At 40.9% G+C, this 15984-nt stretch carries 17 protein-coding genes and 1 other annotated feature; of the genes, 5 read left to right on the top strand and 12 right to left on the bottom strand.

What is annotated here, in order from left to right:
- Nucleotides 1-124: 124 nt before the first annotated feature.
- The 3 genes from CLV38_RS04840 to CLV38_RS04830 all read right to left on the bottom strand — a co-directional run bounded on the left by CLV38_RS04840 (nt 125) and on the right by CLV38_RS04830 (nt 2740).
- A complete protein-coding gene (locus tag CLV38_RS04840) occupies nt 125-1333 on the bottom strand; it encodes an SDR family oxidoreductase (RefSeq protein WP_106192267.1) in 1209 nt (402 codons plus the stop codon).
- A 101-nt stretch (nt 1334-1434) separates the two neighbouring features.
- Complete coding sequence (locus CLV38_RS04835) at nt 1435-1998, bottom strand: GNAT family N-acetyltransferase (protein ID WP_106192264.1); 564 nt, start codon at nt 1996-1998, stop codon at nt 1435-1437.
- Nucleotides 1999-2188: 190 nt separating this feature from the next.
- On the bottom strand, nt 2189-2740 hold the full coding sequence (locus CLV38_RS04830) for a GNAT family N-acetyltransferase (RefSeq protein ID WP_106192261.1): 552 nt from the start codon (nt 2738-2740) through the stop codon (nt 2189-2191).
- 230 nt (nt 2741-2970) lie between these two features.
- Here CLV38_RS04830 and CLV38_RS04825 point away from each other — a divergent pair, with 230 nt between their 5' ends.
- Nucleotides 2971-3483 carry a YhfM domain-containing protein gene (locus CLV38_RS04825; protein ID WP_106192259.1) on the top strand — a complete coding sequence of 171 codons (513 nt, stop codon included), beginning with the start codon at nt 2971-2973 and terminating at the stop codon, nt 3481-3483.
- A gap of 181 nt (nt 3484-3664) precedes the next feature.
- Here CLV38_RS04825 and CLV38_RS04820 read toward each other — a convergent pair whose 3' ends face one another.
- The 7 genes from CLV38_RS04820 to pdxS form a co-directional block, all read right to left on the bottom strand.
- Nucleotides 3665-4492 (bottom strand): MetQ/NlpA family ABC transporter substrate-binding protein, encoded by an 828-nt coding sequence (locus CLV38_RS04820; RefSeq protein WP_106192257.1) that lies wholly within the window; start codon nt 4490-4492, stop codon nt 3665-3667.
- Nucleotides 4493-4522: 30 nt separating this feature from the next.
- Nucleotides 4523-5719: an aminotransferase class I/II-fold pyridoxal phosphate-dependent enzyme gene (locus tag CLV38_RS04815; RefSeq protein ID WP_106192254.1), complete on the bottom strand. Its 1197-nt coding sequence runs from the start codon at nt 5717-5719 to the stop codon at nt 4523-4525.
- Nucleotides 5720-5721: 2 nt separating this feature from the next.
- Nucleotides 5722-6837 carry an iron-containing alcohol dehydrogenase family protein gene (locus CLV38_RS04810; protein ID WP_106192252.1) on the bottom strand — a complete coding sequence of 372 codons (1116 nt, stop codon included), beginning with the start codon at nt 6835-6837 and terminating at the stop codon, nt 5722-5724.
- A 59-nt stretch (nt 6838-6896) separates the two neighbouring features.
- Nucleotides 6897-7162, bottom strand: a binding site (T-box leader).
- Nucleotides 7163-7292: 130 nt separating this feature from the next.
- Nucleotides 7293-8693: a YfhO family protein gene (locus tag CLV38_RS04805; protein WP_170068814.1), complete on the bottom strand. Its 1401-nt coding sequence runs from the start codon at nt 8691-8693 to the stop codon at nt 7293-7295.
- The gene (locus CLV38_RS04800) at nt 8659-8976 is read right to left on the bottom strand and encodes a pyridoxamine 5'-phosphate oxidase family protein (RefSeq protein WP_106192246.1); all 318 of its coding nucleotides are present in this window, start codon (nt 8974-8976) and stop codon (nt 8659-8661) included. The genes CLV38_RS04805 and CLV38_RS04800 overlap by 35 nt, the downstream gene beginning before the upstream one ends.
- A gap of 319 nt (nt 8977-9295) precedes the next feature.
- Nucleotides 9296-9892 (bottom strand): pyridoxal 5'-phosphate synthase glutaminase subunit PdxT, encoded by a 597-nt coding sequence (gene pdxT, locus CLV38_RS04795; protein WP_106192244.1) that lies wholly within the window; start codon nt 9890-9892, stop codon nt 9296-9298.
- A 2-nt stretch (nt 9893-9894) separates the two neighbouring features.
- On the bottom strand, nt 9895-10785 hold the full coding sequence (gene pdxS, locus CLV38_RS04790) for a pyridoxal 5'-phosphate synthase lyase subunit PdxS (RefSeq protein ID WP_106192241.1): 891 nt from the start codon (nt 10783-10785) through the stop codon (nt 9895-9897).
- A 147-nt stretch (nt 10786-10932) separates the two neighbouring features.
- On the opposite strand from pdxS, the gene CLV38_RS04785 reads away from it, so the two are divergent.
- From CLV38_RS04785 to queF, 3 genes are all read left to right on the top strand, one after another.
- The gene (locus CLV38_RS04785; RefSeq protein WP_245920541.1) at nt 10933-12351 is read left to right on the top strand and encodes an aminotransferase-like domain-containing protein; all 1419 of its coding nucleotides are present in this window, start codon (nt 10933-10935) and stop codon (nt 12349-12351) included.
- A gap of 213 nt (nt 12352-12564) precedes the next feature.
- Complete coding sequence (locus CLV38_RS04780; RefSeq protein ID WP_106192239.1) at nt 12565-13065, top strand: QueT transporter family protein; 501 nt, start codon at nt 12565-12567, stop codon at nt 13063-13065.
- A gap of 68 nt (nt 13066-13133) precedes the next feature.
- Nucleotides 13134-13562: a preQ(1) synthase gene (gene queF, locus CLV38_RS04775; protein ID WP_425427771.1), complete on the top strand. Its 429-nt coding sequence runs from the start codon at nt 13134-13136 to the stop codon at nt 13560-13562.
- Between the two features lie 143 nt (nt 13563-13705).
- Here the strand turns inward: queF and CLV38_RS04770 are convergent, their stop codons facing one another.
- Both CLV38_RS04770 and CLV38_RS04760 read right to left on the bottom strand, forming a co-directional pair.
- Complete coding sequence (locus CLV38_RS04770; protein ID WP_106192234.1) at nt 13706-14503, bottom strand: MBL fold metallo-hydrolase; 798 nt, start codon at nt 14501-14503, stop codon at nt 13706-13708.
- A 408-nt stretch (nt 14504-14911) separates the two neighbouring features.
- A complete protein-coding gene (locus CLV38_RS04760; RefSeq protein ID WP_106192229.1) occupies nt 14912-15310 on the bottom strand; it encodes a VOC family protein in 399 nt (132 codons plus the stop codon).
- Between the two features lie 240 nt (nt 15311-15550).
- Between CLV38_RS04760 and CLV38_RS04755 the strand changes: the two genes are divergently transcribed.
- Entirely contained in the window at nt 15551-15970 is a 420-nt protein-coding gene (locus tag CLV38_RS04755) for a hypothetical protein (RefSeq protein WP_106192226.1), read from the top strand.
- Nucleotides 15971-15984 lie beyond the last annotated feature (14 nt).

Here is a 15984-nt window from a genome sequence, read left to right as displayed (position 1 = left end):
ACCGGGACAACTGTTTATCATAACAGATTAGTTCATCCGCTGAATAAAAAAACCGGACCATAGAGAGACGATCCTCTCCTGATCCGGTACTTTTAAGTTGAACAGAACGGTAACTGTACGCTCATTACATTAATGCTTTTTCGATCTTGGCTGCTGTTTTTGGGTGTTTAAGCATGGTTTGTTCGATCTTATACGCTTCTTTAGGGTGCTTCATCATCTCTTTAACTTTCTTTTTGTGCATTGCTTTTTTTGCCTTGTGCATTTCTTTTTTCTTGAGGCTGGCGGGCATGAAGAGGGTTACAATCGTTAATGCCAATCCGATTAACGGAATCCAGAACAGAAGGGGATGTTTCTTCCCTTTGACCATCCAGCTACCTTTCCTGCGCCACCCGCTGTTATTGCCTCTTTCTTTCAGTTCTTCACCTTCCCCATACAAGGTGCTGTCCATAGGGGAACCGGCTTCACGTGTTTCGTCATAATTTGTCTTGTACACAGATCTTTCCATAAAGCGATCTGTGAAGCGAGGCATCAAAGCGCCCATCACACTGATCATCTTAGACTGTCCGCCAACGTACACGTCTCTTACTGGGTGCTCAGCCGCATGTAAAACAGCTTCTGCTACACTCTCAGGCGGATACATCATCCCGTCATGAGATGGCGCTTTGTCAATATGGCTTGCCGCATGATCCCCGTAAGGCGTATCCACACGAGCCGGATGGATTTGAGAAATCACCACTGGTATATGATCTTTTTCTGCTTCCATTCTAAGAGCGTCAGTAATACTGTGTACAGCAAATTTAGAAGAGGAATACGTCCCTTGTATAGGAAACGTCCGGTTACCGACCACACTTCCCATGTTGATCAAAGCACCAGGTGATTCTTTTTCTTTGAAATGGTTGATTGCCGCTAAGGATCCATATACAGTTCCCCAATAGTTAGTTTCAAATAACTCTCGTGCTTCTTCGATCGGGACATCAGTCACATGTCCATATATAGCCACAGCTGCGTTATTAACCCACGTATCAAAGCCTCCAAATGATTCTATTGCTTTTTCAGCGAGTTTCTCAACCTCTTCTTCTTTAGAAACATCTGTCTCCAGATAGACAACATTTTGTGAAGACTCTTTACTTAGATCTTCTGCCAAAGATTCTAAAGCTTCTTTATCCATGCCTGCCAGGACAAGTTTCGCCCCTTTCTCGGCAGCCATACGGGCTGTGACAAGTCCGATTCCGCTAGTTGCACCCGTGATGACAATAACCTGATCTTTAACTGACTTTAATTTTAATTTCAGACTGTCTAGTGGTTTAGTGTCTTTAACTTCACGTTGTCCCATAATTAGTCTCCTTTAACCATTTTTTGTTCCTTCTATATAAAATCATATCGAACATCACAGTAATTCTTCACCCATTAACACTTAGTGAGCTCTGGCATTTGTTAAAACATATACCGATCACTCTGTTCTTTCCATTCAGATTTCAACAGACCGTATAAAATCATGTCAAAGTACTTATCCTCTATATATTCATTAGCACGGCGCCGCCTTTCCTCCACAAAATCAAGTCGTTCAGGTATTCTCCTGCTCCTTTTATTATCCGATGCTACCCATACTTCAAGCTCATTCAATTTAAGGTAATCGAACCCATAAACCAGCAAGGCTTTAACTGCTTTTGTCATAATGCCTTTTCCTTGAAACTCAGGCGCAATCCAGTACCCTATCTCAGCACTTTTCACAGTCCAGTTAAATTTTTTGAGGCTTACAGAACCCACTATCTGGTTGTCGACCATTATCAGATAGTGGATTCCTTTTCGATGAGCAAAATCAAGCAGATTCTGCTGAGTACGCGACGCGACATCATTCTCATCTTTAGTAGACATAGCCCATGGCATCCACTCTTTCAAATGGTCTCTGGAAGAATCAATTAATGCATACAACTCTTCAGTATCGTGGAAATCTTTTAACTTTAATGATAACTGATCATTTATCTTATATTGGAACATCCTCTTCCCCTTTGCTATTCATTTAGTCTAATTGCATCTTATTGATATTATTTTATTCTATTTTTGACAATTTCAATACTAATACTACTTCAGCTGCGCAAAAAAAAGCATTGACTATTCAATGCTCCCTTTTTTACGCCAAATTCACTTCATTCTAATCATAAACAATCAGTCAACGTGTGAGGTAGCCTTAACTATTTACTGTTTTCCATTCAGATTTCAGCATCCCGTAAATCATCATAGTGTGGTATGTCCCTTTAATCAGTTCATTGTTTCGTCGCATTCCCTCTTGCACAAAACCTAAGCGTTCGGGAATACTTCTACTTTTAAGATTCTCCTCTGCAGCCCAGATTTCTATTTTATCCAGTGATACATAGTCAAATCCATATGCCATCACTCCTTTTACCGCTTCAGTCATGATGCCTTTTCCTAAATAATCAGGCGCTAACCAGTAACCGATCTCAGCACTTTTCACATCCCACTGAAAATACTTAAGCCCGACTGTTCCTACAATTTCACCTTTATAAAGAATGACAAAATACATGCCTTCCTGTTTGGAAAAATCGATCAGATCACGCCTGATCGACTCTTTTATATCATTCTCGGTTTGAATTTTATCGACCCAGCTCAACCACTCACTCAAATGACTTCTCGAAGAATCGACCAAGTCAAATAACCCTTTACTATCAGTATAATCTTCTAATTTTAATGATACCTCTTTGTTTATTTTATATTCAAACATGCGGCTCTCCTTTAAGTTTCAAAAATTTGTTTCTTCTTTCTTTAAGCTTGTTATCTTGTCTCTTTAAATAGTTTTTTTTACATTTACACAAAGCTCTTATTATGAAGAGAAATCACTTACTAACTATTTCTTTTATTTTAATTACTTTTAATATAATACATTGTATACTAACTTTAACACATTCGTCTAATTATTATAGAGCGATGTTTATCCAAGTGAGGAGGAAATCAATGAGCACCTATACTAAAGTTGCTTTACTCAGTCTGTCTTTACTATTAGTCGGCTGCGAAACTGAATCAGCTGCTGAGCTGGAAGATGTATCACTTGAGGAGCAAAAAGAAGCGATTTATGAGTCTGATCAATCTGGTGATGCACATTATTTGAGTCTTGTAGAAAGAGCAGAACCCATAAAGGCAGGCATCTCTCATTCTGCATATTTTGGCAGCATCAGTACAGATTTTCTAGTTGAAGTATCAGATACAGAAACCCTTAAGTTTATTTTGGATGATATGATCGAAGGTTCAGAAAGGCAGTTCGGCATTGTCAACATGGCAGAACCTGACTATGGATTGCAGATAAACTACGAAGACGGGTCTTCCGAAACCTTTCATTTATGGGTCTCATCTGATTATTCTTCCGGTACTTTGATGGATACAAGTGAGACTCATTATATATATAATTTCTCTAAAGAAGCGTCTAAGCAATTTCTCTCACTTCTAGCTGAAGAGGATATATTAGAATAAACAGTATACGCTGAGTTTGATTTCAGCGGCAATCAAAGAACGCCTTTATCTAGTGAAGAGATATATCTCTACTAAATAAAGGCGTTCTTTATTAGCTTATTTCTTATTTAGCTAGTATTTTCTGAACAGTTGTCCTTCCAAGAAAGGGAGACAGCATTACTAAACTCATTCTTTTAAAAACTTACCAGGATGGCACTAGAGCGCCTTTGAATTGCTCTTCGATAAACTCTTTAATTTCAGGCGTTTTATAGTATCCAATTAACTGTTCCAATGCCTCATCGTCTTCATTTTCAGTTCGTGACACAAGGTAGTTGACTTGAACCAGATCCTCTACATCTTCCATGAATAGGCCATATTCTTCAGGGTTGATGCCTGCGTCTAATATAAAGTTCGAATTGATGCCTGCTGCTCCAACATCCTGTAATTGGGCGGGTAGCTGAGCTGCTTCAGAAGTGATAAAATCCAGATTTAATGGATTGTCCACAATATCACTGACTGTCACTTCTATACCTGATCCTTCAGGTAATGTAATCAAACCGGCTTCTTTAAACAACTGCAAGGCACGTCCTTCCTGAGTAGGTGAATTAGGAATACCTATGACGTCCCCTTCTTCGATGTCGCTTATATCATTATATTTTTCAGAATAAATACCCATAGGAATCGTAATAGTCGGTTCTATTTTAGTTAAATCAAATCCACTTTCTTCTACAATCGTATCCAGATAAATGCCTGTCTGAAAAGAGTTCAGATCCAGCTCGCCTTCCTCTAGAGCGGTATTCGGTCTGACAAAATCGGTAAAGGTGATCACTTCGATCTCAAAATTATCTTCAGCAGCCAGATTTTTCACTTCATTAAGAATATCTTCGTGAGGTCCCGCAGTTACACCCACAGTTAATACTCCGTCACTTAATAATCCCTCTGTCTGTGCAGATCCTGTTTCTTCTCCCCCACACCCAGTCAATACAGCTCCTATTGCTACAGTTGTGAGTAATCCCCAAATTCTTTTCATCTTCGTTTCCCCCTTGGTTTATTTAAGTGATTATATTTTCACCCTTGAATCTACTTTGAATGGTGCTAAATCTGTTATTCGCTTAGCTGCTTCCAGTAATGTATCTGTTGGCTGTGCCAAGCTTATACGAACATATCCTTCCCCTAAACTTCCAAACCCGTCTCCTGGTGCAACTATTACGCGTGCTTCATTCACTAAGTAAGTCATAAACTCTTCTGAGCTATAAGGTTCAGGTACTTTCATCCATACATAAAAAGACCCTTTCGGCAAATTGATCTCTACACCAGCCTGTTCAAATTCAGCTACAAACAGATCTCGACGCTTCTCATACGTGGCTGTCAGTGCTCTGACTGATGACTGATCTCCTGTTAAGGCTTTTGCTGCCGCTCGTTGGATCCCACCGTAATATCCGCAGCCTGTGTGATCCTGAAGCAGGTTGATTCCTTCAATAACAGACGCATTACCAACAGCGAATCCGATCCGCCATCCGGCCATATTGTGGGACTTGGATAAAGTAAAGAACTCTATGCCCACTTCTTTGGCGCCTGGTGTCTGCAGGAAGCTTAGTGGACTTTTCCCATCATAGCCAATTGTTCCGTAGGCAAAATCGTGTGCTACACAAACTTTGTTTTCTTCAGCAAATGATACGGTATCTGAGAAAAATTCTGATGATGCCACTGCGGCTGTTGGATTATTCGGATAATTTAGAAACAGTAGTTTAGCTGCTTGACTGGTTTCTTTATCCAGCAAATCGTATCTGGGTAGAAAATCATTTTCTGCCAGTAGGGGTAATTCGACTATTTCAGCATCAGCCAGACCAATACCTGATAAGTAGTCCGGATAGCAAGGATTCGGCAAAAGGACAGTATCACCGGGATTTAACAGACATTGACTGATTTCTACAATGCCTGCTTTTGACCCATGCAAAATCGCTACTTCTTTATCAGGATCCAAATGGACGCCGTATTCCCGAAGGTAATAATCGACAACAGCTTCTCTCAAGTAATCGAATCCCCTGGCTGGTCCGTACTGATCATTTGTGGGGTCAGTCGCAGCTCCTTTAAGTTCGTTCACAATAAACTCTGGTGCAGGCAAGTCCGGATTCCCTATGCCTAAGTCGATCACATCTTCATATTGCTTCCTGATTTGTTTCTTTCGTTCTGCCAAATAAGAAAAGTACTGCTTAGGCAGTCGTTTCAAAGTGTCAGACTGTTCAAATTCAACCATTACTATCCCTCCATCTTAACTGATCCTTTTAGTTTTACGTAGTCTTCCAGCAGGACCATTGCTTCATGCAAGCCAATTCCCGAAGCGGGGTAGCCTGAGTTTACCAGTGTTTTATCATTGGCAATCTCATCTGCAAATATCTTAATCCTTTTATCAGTCAAGTCACCCAGCCCCAAATCCGCTAGTGATTTAGGCAGCCCTAATTCATCATAGAATACACTCAACTCATTGATCTCATGCCATTTATTTTCAAAAGCCAGTTGTACCATAACTCCGTAGGCTACTTTTTCTCCGTGAAGGAAATGATGAGATTCTGGAAAAATAGTGATTTTATCGTGGACAGCATGTCCTATTGTTGTTCGGGCAAAACTGTCTCCAAGCCCCCCAACCAGTCCACTTACCGCAATGATTGTTTCAACGATTTGAATAAAGGCTGGTGTCAATGTCTGAGATCGACTATCATTTACTGCCTGCTGTCCCTGCTCAACGATGGCCTCTTTACAGTTCCGCGCTGCAGATCGAGCCATCTGAAGAAAAGCATTATTTTTATGTTCAGGCTGAGACAAGATAACATCCGACTCATACCATTTGGCTAAAGTATCTGCTATGCCTGCTATAAAGTAGTTAACTGGTGAATCCAGCACCAGCCTTGGATCAATCAGCAAGGTACCGACTTGTTCTGAATGGATGTCAAATCCTAGACAGACACCCTCCGCAGAATACATCACGCTTAAAGGCGTCCATGGAGCACAGTTACTGGCTAAAGTAGGGATCAGCAGAGACTTTACCCCTTTTGATTTGGCTGTGGCGTATTTGACTGTATCTATTAATTTACCGCCCCCTACTCCAATGATGATATCGGCCTCTACAAATTCAGCAAGTTCTGCAATGCGCTCCACCTCTTCATAGGTACATTCTCCATTAAAAGCACTCAACTCTATGTCAATTTCACTGTCCAGTACTTCTGATAGATAGGGACGTGCGATATCCCAGGAAGTCGTTCCATGCACAATGACAGCCTTAAGTACGTCATGCTTCGTTAGACGTTCGATCAGTGAATCTAATACCCCCACTCGACATTCATATTCCTGCGGGCCCGTTCTTATAATCAGTGACATATGTTTCTCCTCCCTGCTTCTTAAATCAAAAAAATCCGTCCTCACACAAATAAACTTTGTGCAAGGACGGAAAATAATATTCTCGCGTTACCACCTTGATTCGCAACATCTTCACAGACATTGCCTCAACCAGTTCGTTCAGCTAATTCAGCTTACTTAAACTGTGGCGCTTTAGCGGGCGCACCCGTAACCGTCTGAAGTTCCAGGAACCTTCGACTGTTTCACTCAGAGACCATTTTCCAATCCTTTTCAGCTGCCCCATTCCACCACCCGGGACTCTCTATTAACTTACTCTAGACTGTACTTTTCTCTTCAACATGATTGATTTATTTTTTACTTCTTAATTTTTTCTAATCATTCTTTAATATTTATCATCATATCAGCATCCTGTTTTATTGTCAATCTTCTTTTTTTCTTAATCTAAAAAGTGCTAAGAAGGTTGAGATGAGTGATTCCTAGTTTTGACCAATCTTTTTTGGAACGAATGCCAGAATGATCCCCAACAGACTCAGTGCTAATCCTAGAAGCAGATAAGGCGTCCGGTAAGTCAGCTCAATGCTGTTTTCCCCTTCATCTAAACTCACCCCTACAAACCCAACATTCGTTTTAAGCGCATCCCGTTGTTCTCCATTTACAGTCGCTGACCATCCAGCAGAGAACGGTATGGACGTCACTAAGATTTCATTAGCATCGGCATCAACATTTCCTTCTATACGGTCGTTTGAAAATAAATCGATGTCTAACGCTCGTTCATTTTTCTCGTCAGCAATGCGTTCATCTTCCTGCGCACTGACAGGCAAAGCATAGACGGAAATATCATCAAGTGAATATACCCCAGGACGATCAACTGTAATCTGCACCTGATCTATATCATCAGTTTCAGCGACATGCCCCATATTAAAGAGCATGTGCTCCCTGTGGAAATAAGAACTGAAACTGTATTTATCTGACTGATAGATACTTTTCACTTGCTGGCCATCAGTAACTGACAAACGGTAATTTGTAGACTGACGCAGCCATGGCGACTCGTCTAAAGGATGATAATCCAGCCCCTCAAAGCGTATGAACCACTCATGATCGATCAGTTCTTCTGGCTCCTCCAGAATGAGCGTGAACTCTGTATGTTCTTTCTGAATACGAATGTCGCTGTCAGGTAAACTGACCGGTTCACTCCCATCATCCATCACTTCGTAATCTAGTTCTTTAACAGGCGATTCGACAAAGGATTTCTCAAGGGGTAATGTCTGAAAAACAGAATCCTCAAGTATCACATTCTCGACAAAGGCGGCCTCTCTTTCAACTGCATTCAACTCTAAAAACGCCTGCTCAGGCAGTGCGTTCCCGATTGCATAAGCAAATGGATACGCATTCGGTGTTTCTGCCAAAATATAGTCTTCATTCTGATTGTTTTTCAACTCTTCTAACACTTCATACCCAAAGGGAAGAAATGATTCGTTCTCAGCTTCCGTGATAATATAGTCAACTCCCAGCAAGTGATTAGCTATACGTCTATCATCTACCCCGTTCCTTAATGGTTGAATGACCTGAAACCCTGCCGTTTCAATTGTTCTGGCAAAGTCTGTTATATTTCCATTAGTAACGGACAAATAGGAATTCAGTCCCATTACATCAAGATAGAGAAACTGGTTTCTGACATGATTATCTTGAGAAGTGACGCCCACACGGTATGGATCCATTCCCCTGTCGGGTAAATAATCCTGCCCATCTGCTAACACTTGCTGGTATTCTTCCTCGGCTGTCCCGTATGGAATCGATCCATCCATCGCATCCATTCCAAATGGGTAATAATAGTACATGGCATTAGCTGCCATATTGATCATGATAATACCAAGCACGGTCGATCAGCTCAGGATCCTGTGTCGTTGAAACTGTTGCTTGGATTTCAACGTAATCTTTATCAAATATGCCTTCTTCATAGCCTAACAGGACAAATGCGTTTGAATTCTTTTCAATGTCCTCTACTTTTTCTGTCCGTTTATCCGTCACCGTGTATAATACAAAGTCCTCACTGTAAAAGCTCATATAACGGGCGACTGGTTTGTTGTCAGAGATTGTAGCCAGAACTCCTACATCGTTTTTATCCATAATTTTCAGTGCTTTTTCTTTTGCATCTGCCATTTGTTACATCTCCTTCTCTGTTTGTTTATACTATGACAGAGAATAAAGAGACAAGCAAAAAATCTGCTTGTCAGGCCCTTAATCTTCAGAAGAGTGCTTTAATAGTGCTCAAACTTCTGAAGATTAACAGATATCTTAAGAAGTTGATATGCAGTTTACGATAACTCCTTATGATTAGTCTATTATCTTAAGAAGGTGTCCTTATTACTGACTCAACTTCTTAAGATAGATACCCTCTTCGCTAGAAATGGTAATGACAATTAAAAAACGACGAGCTCTGTACAGCCCATCGTTTCTAATCACATCTTCAAATCTACTTTTAAGACTCTCTGACTTTTATCGTCTGACTGATTTTTTTTAAAAAGTAATTCAGGACTGCATAGTCTTCCGTCAGCTCCGGGTGATGGGCCGTAACCAGCACGTTCCCTTGTTCTGCGGCTACTATTTTATCATCGAAAGTAGCTAATACCTTGACGTCTAGTCCAACAGACTGGATGTAAGGTGCACGAATGAATACCGCTTCAACTGGGTGATCGATTCCTGCGAATTCAAGCGCCGTTTCAAAGCTGGCTACTTGTCTGCCGAAACCATTTCGTTCGACTTCCATGTCGATGAATCCCAGACGCAAATCATCAGTCGTGTGACTCTCATCCGTACTGCATAAAATCAGTCCGGCACATGTCCCAAAGATTGCTTTTCCTGAGCTGTAGAACGACCGCAGTCGTTCTTCCAATTTTTGCTCACGGATCAGTCTTCCAATGGCAGTCGATTCGCCACCCGGAATGATCAAGCCATCCAGGTTATCAAAATCTTCTGCTTTTTTAACGGAAACAGCATTAGCCCCTATTTTTTTCAAAGCACGTATATGTTCAGAAACAGCTCCTTGCAGATCAAGGACACCAATGGTTTTTGACATGCTTACCATCCTCGCTCCTGCATACGCTCAGCTTCCCCCAAGTGACTGATTTCGATGCCTTTCATGGGTTCACCCAAATCTTTAGAGATCTCAGCCAGTAATACATAGTCTTCATAGTTAGTCGTTGCTTGAACAATCGCCCGGGCAAATTTTTCTGGGGATTCAGATTTGAAAATACCGGAACCAACGAACACGCCATCTGCTCCCAGGCTCATCATTAATGCCGCATCAGCCGGTGTTGCAACGCCACCCGCAGCAAAGTTCACGACCGGAAGACTTCCCAGCTCTTTCACTTCTTTAACCAGTTCATATGGAGCCCCAATGTCTCTTGCAAAGGTCATCAGCTCGTCATCTGATTTAGCGGAAAGCACAGCGATTTGACTATTCACTTTTCGTATGTGGCGAACCGCTTCAACGATATTTCCTGTTCCCGGTTCCCCTTTTGTACGAAGCATGGATGCCCCTTCTCCAATACGTCTCAAAGCTTCTCCCAAATCTCTGCATCCGCAGACAAACGGTACGATATACTCGGATTTAAGCAGGTGGAATTCTTCATCTGCCGGCGTCAAGACTTCGCTTTCGTCAATATAGTCCACGCCCATTGCTTCTAAAATTCGGGCTTCAGAAATATGTCCGATACGGGCTTTTGCCATAACCGGTATGCTCACTGCATTCATGACTTCTTCAATAATAGTAGGATTAGCCATTCGAGCGACGCCTCCTGCTTTACGAATATCCGAAGGTACACGTTCCAGAGCCATGACCGCAACCGCTCCAGCAGCTTCTGCAATCCTAGCCTGCTCAGCATTTACGACATCCATAATGACTCCGCCTTTTTGCATTTTAGCCATTCCACGTTTCACGCGCGTACTTCCAATTATTTTATCACTCATCTAATATAGTCCTCCTGTGTCATTCTTTTCATCAGCGTTAATTGAAAGTATACGTAAGAGCAAAGCACAAGGAAACATCCAATTGGACTACTTTTAACCCATCCAATTTATGCTATACTTAGTTTATACATGAAAAGAGGTCTGACAATGATGATTTGGAAGTTAACTCAGAATAACTCTCTTCCCTTATATCAGAAAATCATGCTGCTTATCGAAGAGAAAATTAAGGCCGGAGAGTTGATGCCGGGAACACGTCTGCCTGCAGAGCGAAAACTAGCTGAAGAACTGGATGTAAATCGCTCAACAGTAATACGTGCCATGGAAGAACTCACAGCTCAAGGTGTCCTCACCAGAAAAAAAGGAAGTGGTACCTATGTTAATGAGAACAAATGGGGACTACAGACCAAGCCTCTGATCAATTGGGGGACATCGCTCACTAACGTTAATTTGAAAGCTAGAAGCACCTACGAACAAGCATCTGTTAAATTGAGACAACAGGCACCCGAAGACCTTCTGGATTTGGCTAACGGAAGACTGCCTTCTGATTTGTTACCGGAACTTCAGTCGCCTGATTTATCCTGGAAAGAACTGGTTCAACATGAAAAAGAACAGACCCATTCAGACAGCGGGATCCATTCACTTAAAGAAAGTGTTCAGGTGTATCTCAGTCAAACCTATGATATGACTGTCCCAATAGAGGAAATCCTGATCACATCAGGCACTCAAAATGCCTTGTTTTTAATATCGCAAGGACTATTGAAACCGGGTGACGCAGTGGGAATCGAAGCCCCCTCATACTTTTACTCGCTTCGTTTATTTCAGGCTGCTGGTCTGCGTATTGTGCCCATCTCAATGGACAGTGAAGGCATGACCCTAAAAGGGTTGCAGGAAGCCTCTTTAAGCTATCCGCTCAAGATGATTATTCTGAATCCAATCTTTCAGAATCCAACTGGACTTGTCATGAGTCCTAAACGAAAAAAAGAAATACTTGAGTACTGCCTGATGAAACGTATCCCAATCGTAGAAGATGATGCGTATGGGGCTCTGTCTTTTGATGATGCCGTTGATAATACGCCTCTGAAAAAGATGGATCATCAGCAGCAGGTTATTTACCTTGGCACTTTAACTAAATTTGCGGGAAGTCACCTGCGTATTGGCTGGATGATCGGTCCTCAGTCTATTCTGAAAGAGCTGGCAGATATTCGTAATCAGATTGAATCTGAAGTAAGCTTGCTGCCTCAATTTATGGCCGATCATTTTTTAAGACACGATATGGACGAGTATCAGAAAACGCTCAGAATCACATTGAAAGATAGAGCCCAAAAGATGGAAGACTGGTTGAAATCAGAGTTCGGGAATGCCATTGAATTCATGTCTGCAAAAGGAGGATTCCATCTATATTGCCGTTTCCCAAATAAAACAAAGGCAGAAGTCGATAAAGTGCTTCAAGAACTGTTGGAAAGACATATCATCGTCTCAGAAGGACAGAGATTTGGTGAGCAGAAGAATGGGTTTAGATTGAGTTTTGTCAATTTTAGAGAGGATTTCACCTCTATTACTTCATAACACCTAGTAACTCAGGTCAGAAAATGGTATCCTACTAGAAGCCAATTAATTAGACAGTTCGTAACCATCCTGTCGAAAAACAAAACTAGGGAAGCAGTAGGGAAAGCCTACTGTATTTTGACGTCCTAGCATTATGCCTATGGACGTTTTTTATTGTGCAAAAAAGGTTAAGTCCTTCATTTGCACCAACTATATTAACTGGAGGTGATAAATATGAAAGAAACGTCAATACGCTCATACAACACACGCAAATTAACGATTTCAGCATTAGTGATTGCTCTTTATGTTGTCATTATGGCAACGACCGCTTCATTTTCATTTGGGGCTTATCAGATCAGAATCGCGACAAGTCTTTATGCTCTTTCTTATTTATTCCCTTTTCTTGTTTTTCCACTTGGTCTGGCTAACGCGCTATCTAACTTTTTCTTTGGCGGTCTAGGCCCCATTGATGTCCTTGGCGGATTCATCATCGGTATACTGGTGTCTGGTTCAATCGCTTTGATCCGAAAATTCAATCTCCCTCGCTGGTTGATCTCACTGCCTATCATTTTCGTAATAGGCTTGGGTGTTCCAGGTTATTTGAACTTTTTACTCGGTGTTCCTTATTGGGTCTTAGTCGTTAACCTGATTATAGGCCAAATCATTCCAGGCGTTTTCGGATTCATTCTGGCAAAAGTGCTGGACAAACCACTTAAATCTCGGAAGGTGATCTAATGACAGGAAGAAATGAAGAAGAATTAAACGGTGTCACACACTTAGGCAATCAGCAAGTCGAATACAAAATGGATTACGCGCCCGAAGTGCTAGAAAGTTTCGATAACAAACACCCGGAAAACGACTATTTTGTTAAATTCAACTGCCCGGAGTTTACCAGTCTCTGTCCGATTACTGGACAACCTGACTTCGCAACGATTTATATCTCATATGTACCAGGAGAGAAAATGGTTGAGAGTAAATCATTAAAATTGTATCTCTTCAGTTTCAGAAATCACGGCGATTTTCACGAAGACTGCATGAACATCATCATGAAAGATTTAATTAAATTGATGGATCCAAAATATATCGAAGTCTGGGGTAAATTCACTCCTCGTGGCGGAATTTCAATAGATCCGTATTGTAATTACGGAAAACCGGGAACGCGTTTTGAAGAGGTGGCTTGGAACAGATTGGCAAATCACGATATGTATCCTGAGACAATCGATAATCGTTAATCATCTCTTTTAAATGACACTATCAGGTTTACAAACTAAACCGTCACCCTATAGTCGAGAAGCGAACTAATTTCAGTTCGACTTAATCGGTAAAGGTGACGGTCTTTTTTGTCTTATATATTAGCAGTCGGTGATGGCCTTTTTCACTTTCTTAACTTGGCTTTTTCCAGATTTCCGAGATGAGTCTCTCTCATTCCCTCGAAAAATGGAAAACGTCTTCGACACTCTTCCTCAAGTTCTTTATTATTAAGTCTCAACTGATGCAGGTAATATTTTGAAAAGGCAATTCTTTCTTTTATCTCGTCTCCTGAGTCAGTGGCATTCCCATGTCCCGGAACATGACAGTGGACCTCAAAGTCATTAAAGATCGATTCAGTCTTTTCTATTGTTTTAACATAATCCTTGTAATTGCTGTAAATGAACGGAAATTCCACATCGGACAAGTAGTCTCCAGACAACAGGATGCCGTATGGCTCGATAACCGTCAGAAGCCCGTCATCAGTATGGCCAGGTGCCATGAAAAATCTCAGCGTCACTTCTCCAAGTTTTAGTTTGTCTCCGTCCATTGTGATCAAACGGTCTACAGTCGGGTAACTATGGGTGTAACTGCGTTCTATGTAATGCTTTTCGTCGAAAGCATACATATCCTTGATGCTTTGTTTCTTGTGTCTATCTTGATGGAACGCTTTGGATGCTATCACAAAGGCTTCGGGAAAGGCTCCGGCCCCTATCACATGGTCAAAGTCGCTGTGCGTGAAGATAATATATAATTTCCTTTCGCCCAAACGCTCGTCAATATAGTGTCTGATTTCTTCGATTTCTTCTGGCAACCAGTTTGGATCTGTCATGATCATTGCCTGCTTCGTATCGATGATTGCAGTTGTGGTCTTGTACAAAGCGCTTTGGAAAACTGTCAGATTACCTTTTTGAAAATGCAGCATGTGTTAACCTCCAAATGATTTAATGGTCGTCAGTTTGATTTAGACAAAATCAGTCATGATGAATGGTATAGTGAGAAGATATACTGGAATTCTCTGTTTATAATGGTAATGTTGCGCCCCATACCAACAAGCTGAAACTCATTAATAAAATGGGGAAAGCATATGCCAGTATAACCAGTACAGATTTCAATTCTAGTTTCTTTATAACTAGAATACTATATCTAATGTGTAAACAAACCGATAGGATGGCTAATATCAATAAGAAAATTAGGATGATTCCGATAGGATAATGGCCTAAATAATACTGTTCAGGTAGTAAGAGATACAATGCGTACACTATTATCAGCAAACTATTAATCAGACATAATATATAAAAGCTTTTTTTAGCTGTCATCTGAAGTCCCTCCTCTATTCATCTGCGACAAGTTCCACCTTTATCCGATTCGGATCTTCAAAAAATACAGCATAATACTCTTCTCCCCCGGCAAAGGGGTGTCTGTCTTCGTACAAAATGCTGTACCCTTTTTCTTTGAGGATCAAAGTCCAACTATCAACTGCTTTTCGATTTTCCACGTGGAAAGCTAAATGGTTTAAGCCTGACTCTTTTCGATGAAACTTCTTATTCAGGAAGTGGTCTTCTGTTTGAACAAATACCAGGTAAGTTTCGCCCAACTTCCAGCTCACTCCTTTTGGCCACTCCTGATACAGTTCATATCCCAATTCATTTAAAAACCAGTCCCAAAATCGTCTGGTTCCTGCCAGATTACTGACATTCAGTTCTATGTGATGCAGCATTCCTTTTGGCATAGTTTTCCTCCTATCCAATAAGATTTATTGTGGATTAGTTATAAAAAAAACAGCCCTGCATCATTCTTAAACCCTTTAGCAGCACCACTCACTCAACAGGAAACCTTTACATTCTATATTAGTAATGGTAACGTTTATAGTAGAAAGCTTAATATGACAATTTTATCATTTAAAGATGATCTATACTATATAAATCACTAATGGACAGTTGTTGTGAAGCATCAAAAAGGAGAAGATATAATGAGTGTGAAAGTTCATAGGAGTGCACAATCATTCAGTTCACTGGTGAATATCAGCGTTCAGCTGGATGGCGTAACGATAGATAGGTTAGAGCCTGGGGAATCGATGACTTTTGAGTTGCCGGATCATTCGGACCGCCTCACAATCAAAGCTTATTTCAGCAAAAAAGACATTGCAGTTTCAGATGGGGATGTTATTGAGGTCGTGCGTAATACTCGAATAATGATTTATAAAATACTCTCACGTATGCTAATAGCTGGATTGATAATTGTGACACCCTTTAGAATTGCTGAATCACCTTATATCATTGTGGCTCTTATGATCTGCGCCGTAATACTTAGTGCTTATATTGATTATTTTGTTCCGAACTTTATATTAACAAAGACTCAGGAGCATGACGAGAACCGTAATATGGCTTAAAAGACAGTTTATCT

It is taken from the genome of Alkalibacterium olivapovliticus (genome assembly GCF_003003275.1).
Classification (GTDB): Bacteria; Bacillota; Bacilli; order Lactobacillales; family Carnobacteriaceae_A; genus Alkalibacterium; species Alkalibacterium olivapovliticum.
Note: the sequence above shows the minus strand (reverse complement) of the source record. Positions and strands in the feature narration are given on the sequence as shown.

Bases quoted from the DNA above. Each gene is read 5' to 3' on its own strand.
- CLV38_RS04840 (WP_106192267.1), bottom strand. From the start codon at position 1,333: ATGGGACAACGTGAAGTTAAAGACACTAAACCACTAGACAGTCTGAAA.
- CLV38_RS04835 (WP_106192264.1), bottom strand. From the start codon at position 1,998: ATGTTCCAATATAAGATAAATGATCAGTTATCATTAAAGTTAAAAGAT.
- CLV38_RS04830 (WP_106192261.1), bottom strand. From the start codon at position 2,740: ATGTTTGAATATAAAATAAACAAAGAGGTATCATTAAAATTAGAAGAT.
- CLV38_RS04825 (WP_106192259.1), top strand. From the start codon at position 2,971: ATGAGCACCTATACTAAAGTTGCTTTACTCAGTCTGTCTTTACTATTA.
- CLV38_RS04820 (WP_106192257.1), bottom strand. From the start codon at position 4,492: ATGAAAAGAATTTGGGGATTACTCACAACTGTAGCAATAGGAGCTGTA.
- CLV38_RS04815 (WP_106192254.1), bottom strand. From the start codon at position 5,719: ATGGTTGAATTTGAACAGTCTGACACTTTGAAACGACTGCCTAAGCAG.
- CLV38_RS04810 (WP_106192252.1), bottom strand. From the start codon at position 6,837: ATGTCACTGATTATAAGAACGGGCCCGCAGGAATATGAATGTCGAGTG.
- CLV38_RS04800 (WP_106192246.1), bottom strand. From the start codon at position 8,976: ATGGCAGATGCAAAAGAAAAAGCACTGAAAATTATGGATAAAAACGAT.
- pdxT (WP_106192244.1), bottom strand. From the start codon at position 9,892: ATGTCAAAAACCATTGGTGTCCTTGATCTGCAAGGAGCTGTTTCTGAA.
- pdxS (WP_106192241.1), bottom strand. From the start codon at position 10,785: ATGAGTGATAAAATAATTGGAAGTACGCGCGTGAAACGTGGAATGGCT.
- CLV38_RS04785 (WP_245920541.1), top strand. From the start codon at position 10,933: ATGATGATTTGGAAGTTAACTCAGAATAACTCTCTTCCCTTATATCAG.
- CLV38_RS04780 (WP_106192239.1), top strand. From the start codon at position 12,565: ATGAAAGAAACGTCAATACGCTCATACAACACACGCAAATTAACGATT.
- queF (WP_425427771.1), top strand. From the start codon at position 13,134: ATGGATTACGCGCCCGAAGTGCTAGAAAGTTTCGATAACAAACACCCG.
- CLV38_RS04770 (WP_106192234.1), bottom strand. From the start codon at position 14,503: ATGCTGCATTTTCAAAAAGGTAATCTGACAGTTTTCCAAAGCGCTTTG.
- CLV38_RS04760 (WP_106192229.1), bottom strand. From the start codon at position 15,310: ATGCCAAAAGGAATGCTGCATCACATAGAACTGAATGTCAGTAATCTG.
- CLV38_RS04755 (WP_106192226.1), top strand. From the start codon at position 15,551: ATGAGTGTGAAAGTTCATAGGAGTGCACAATCATTCAGTTCACTGGTG.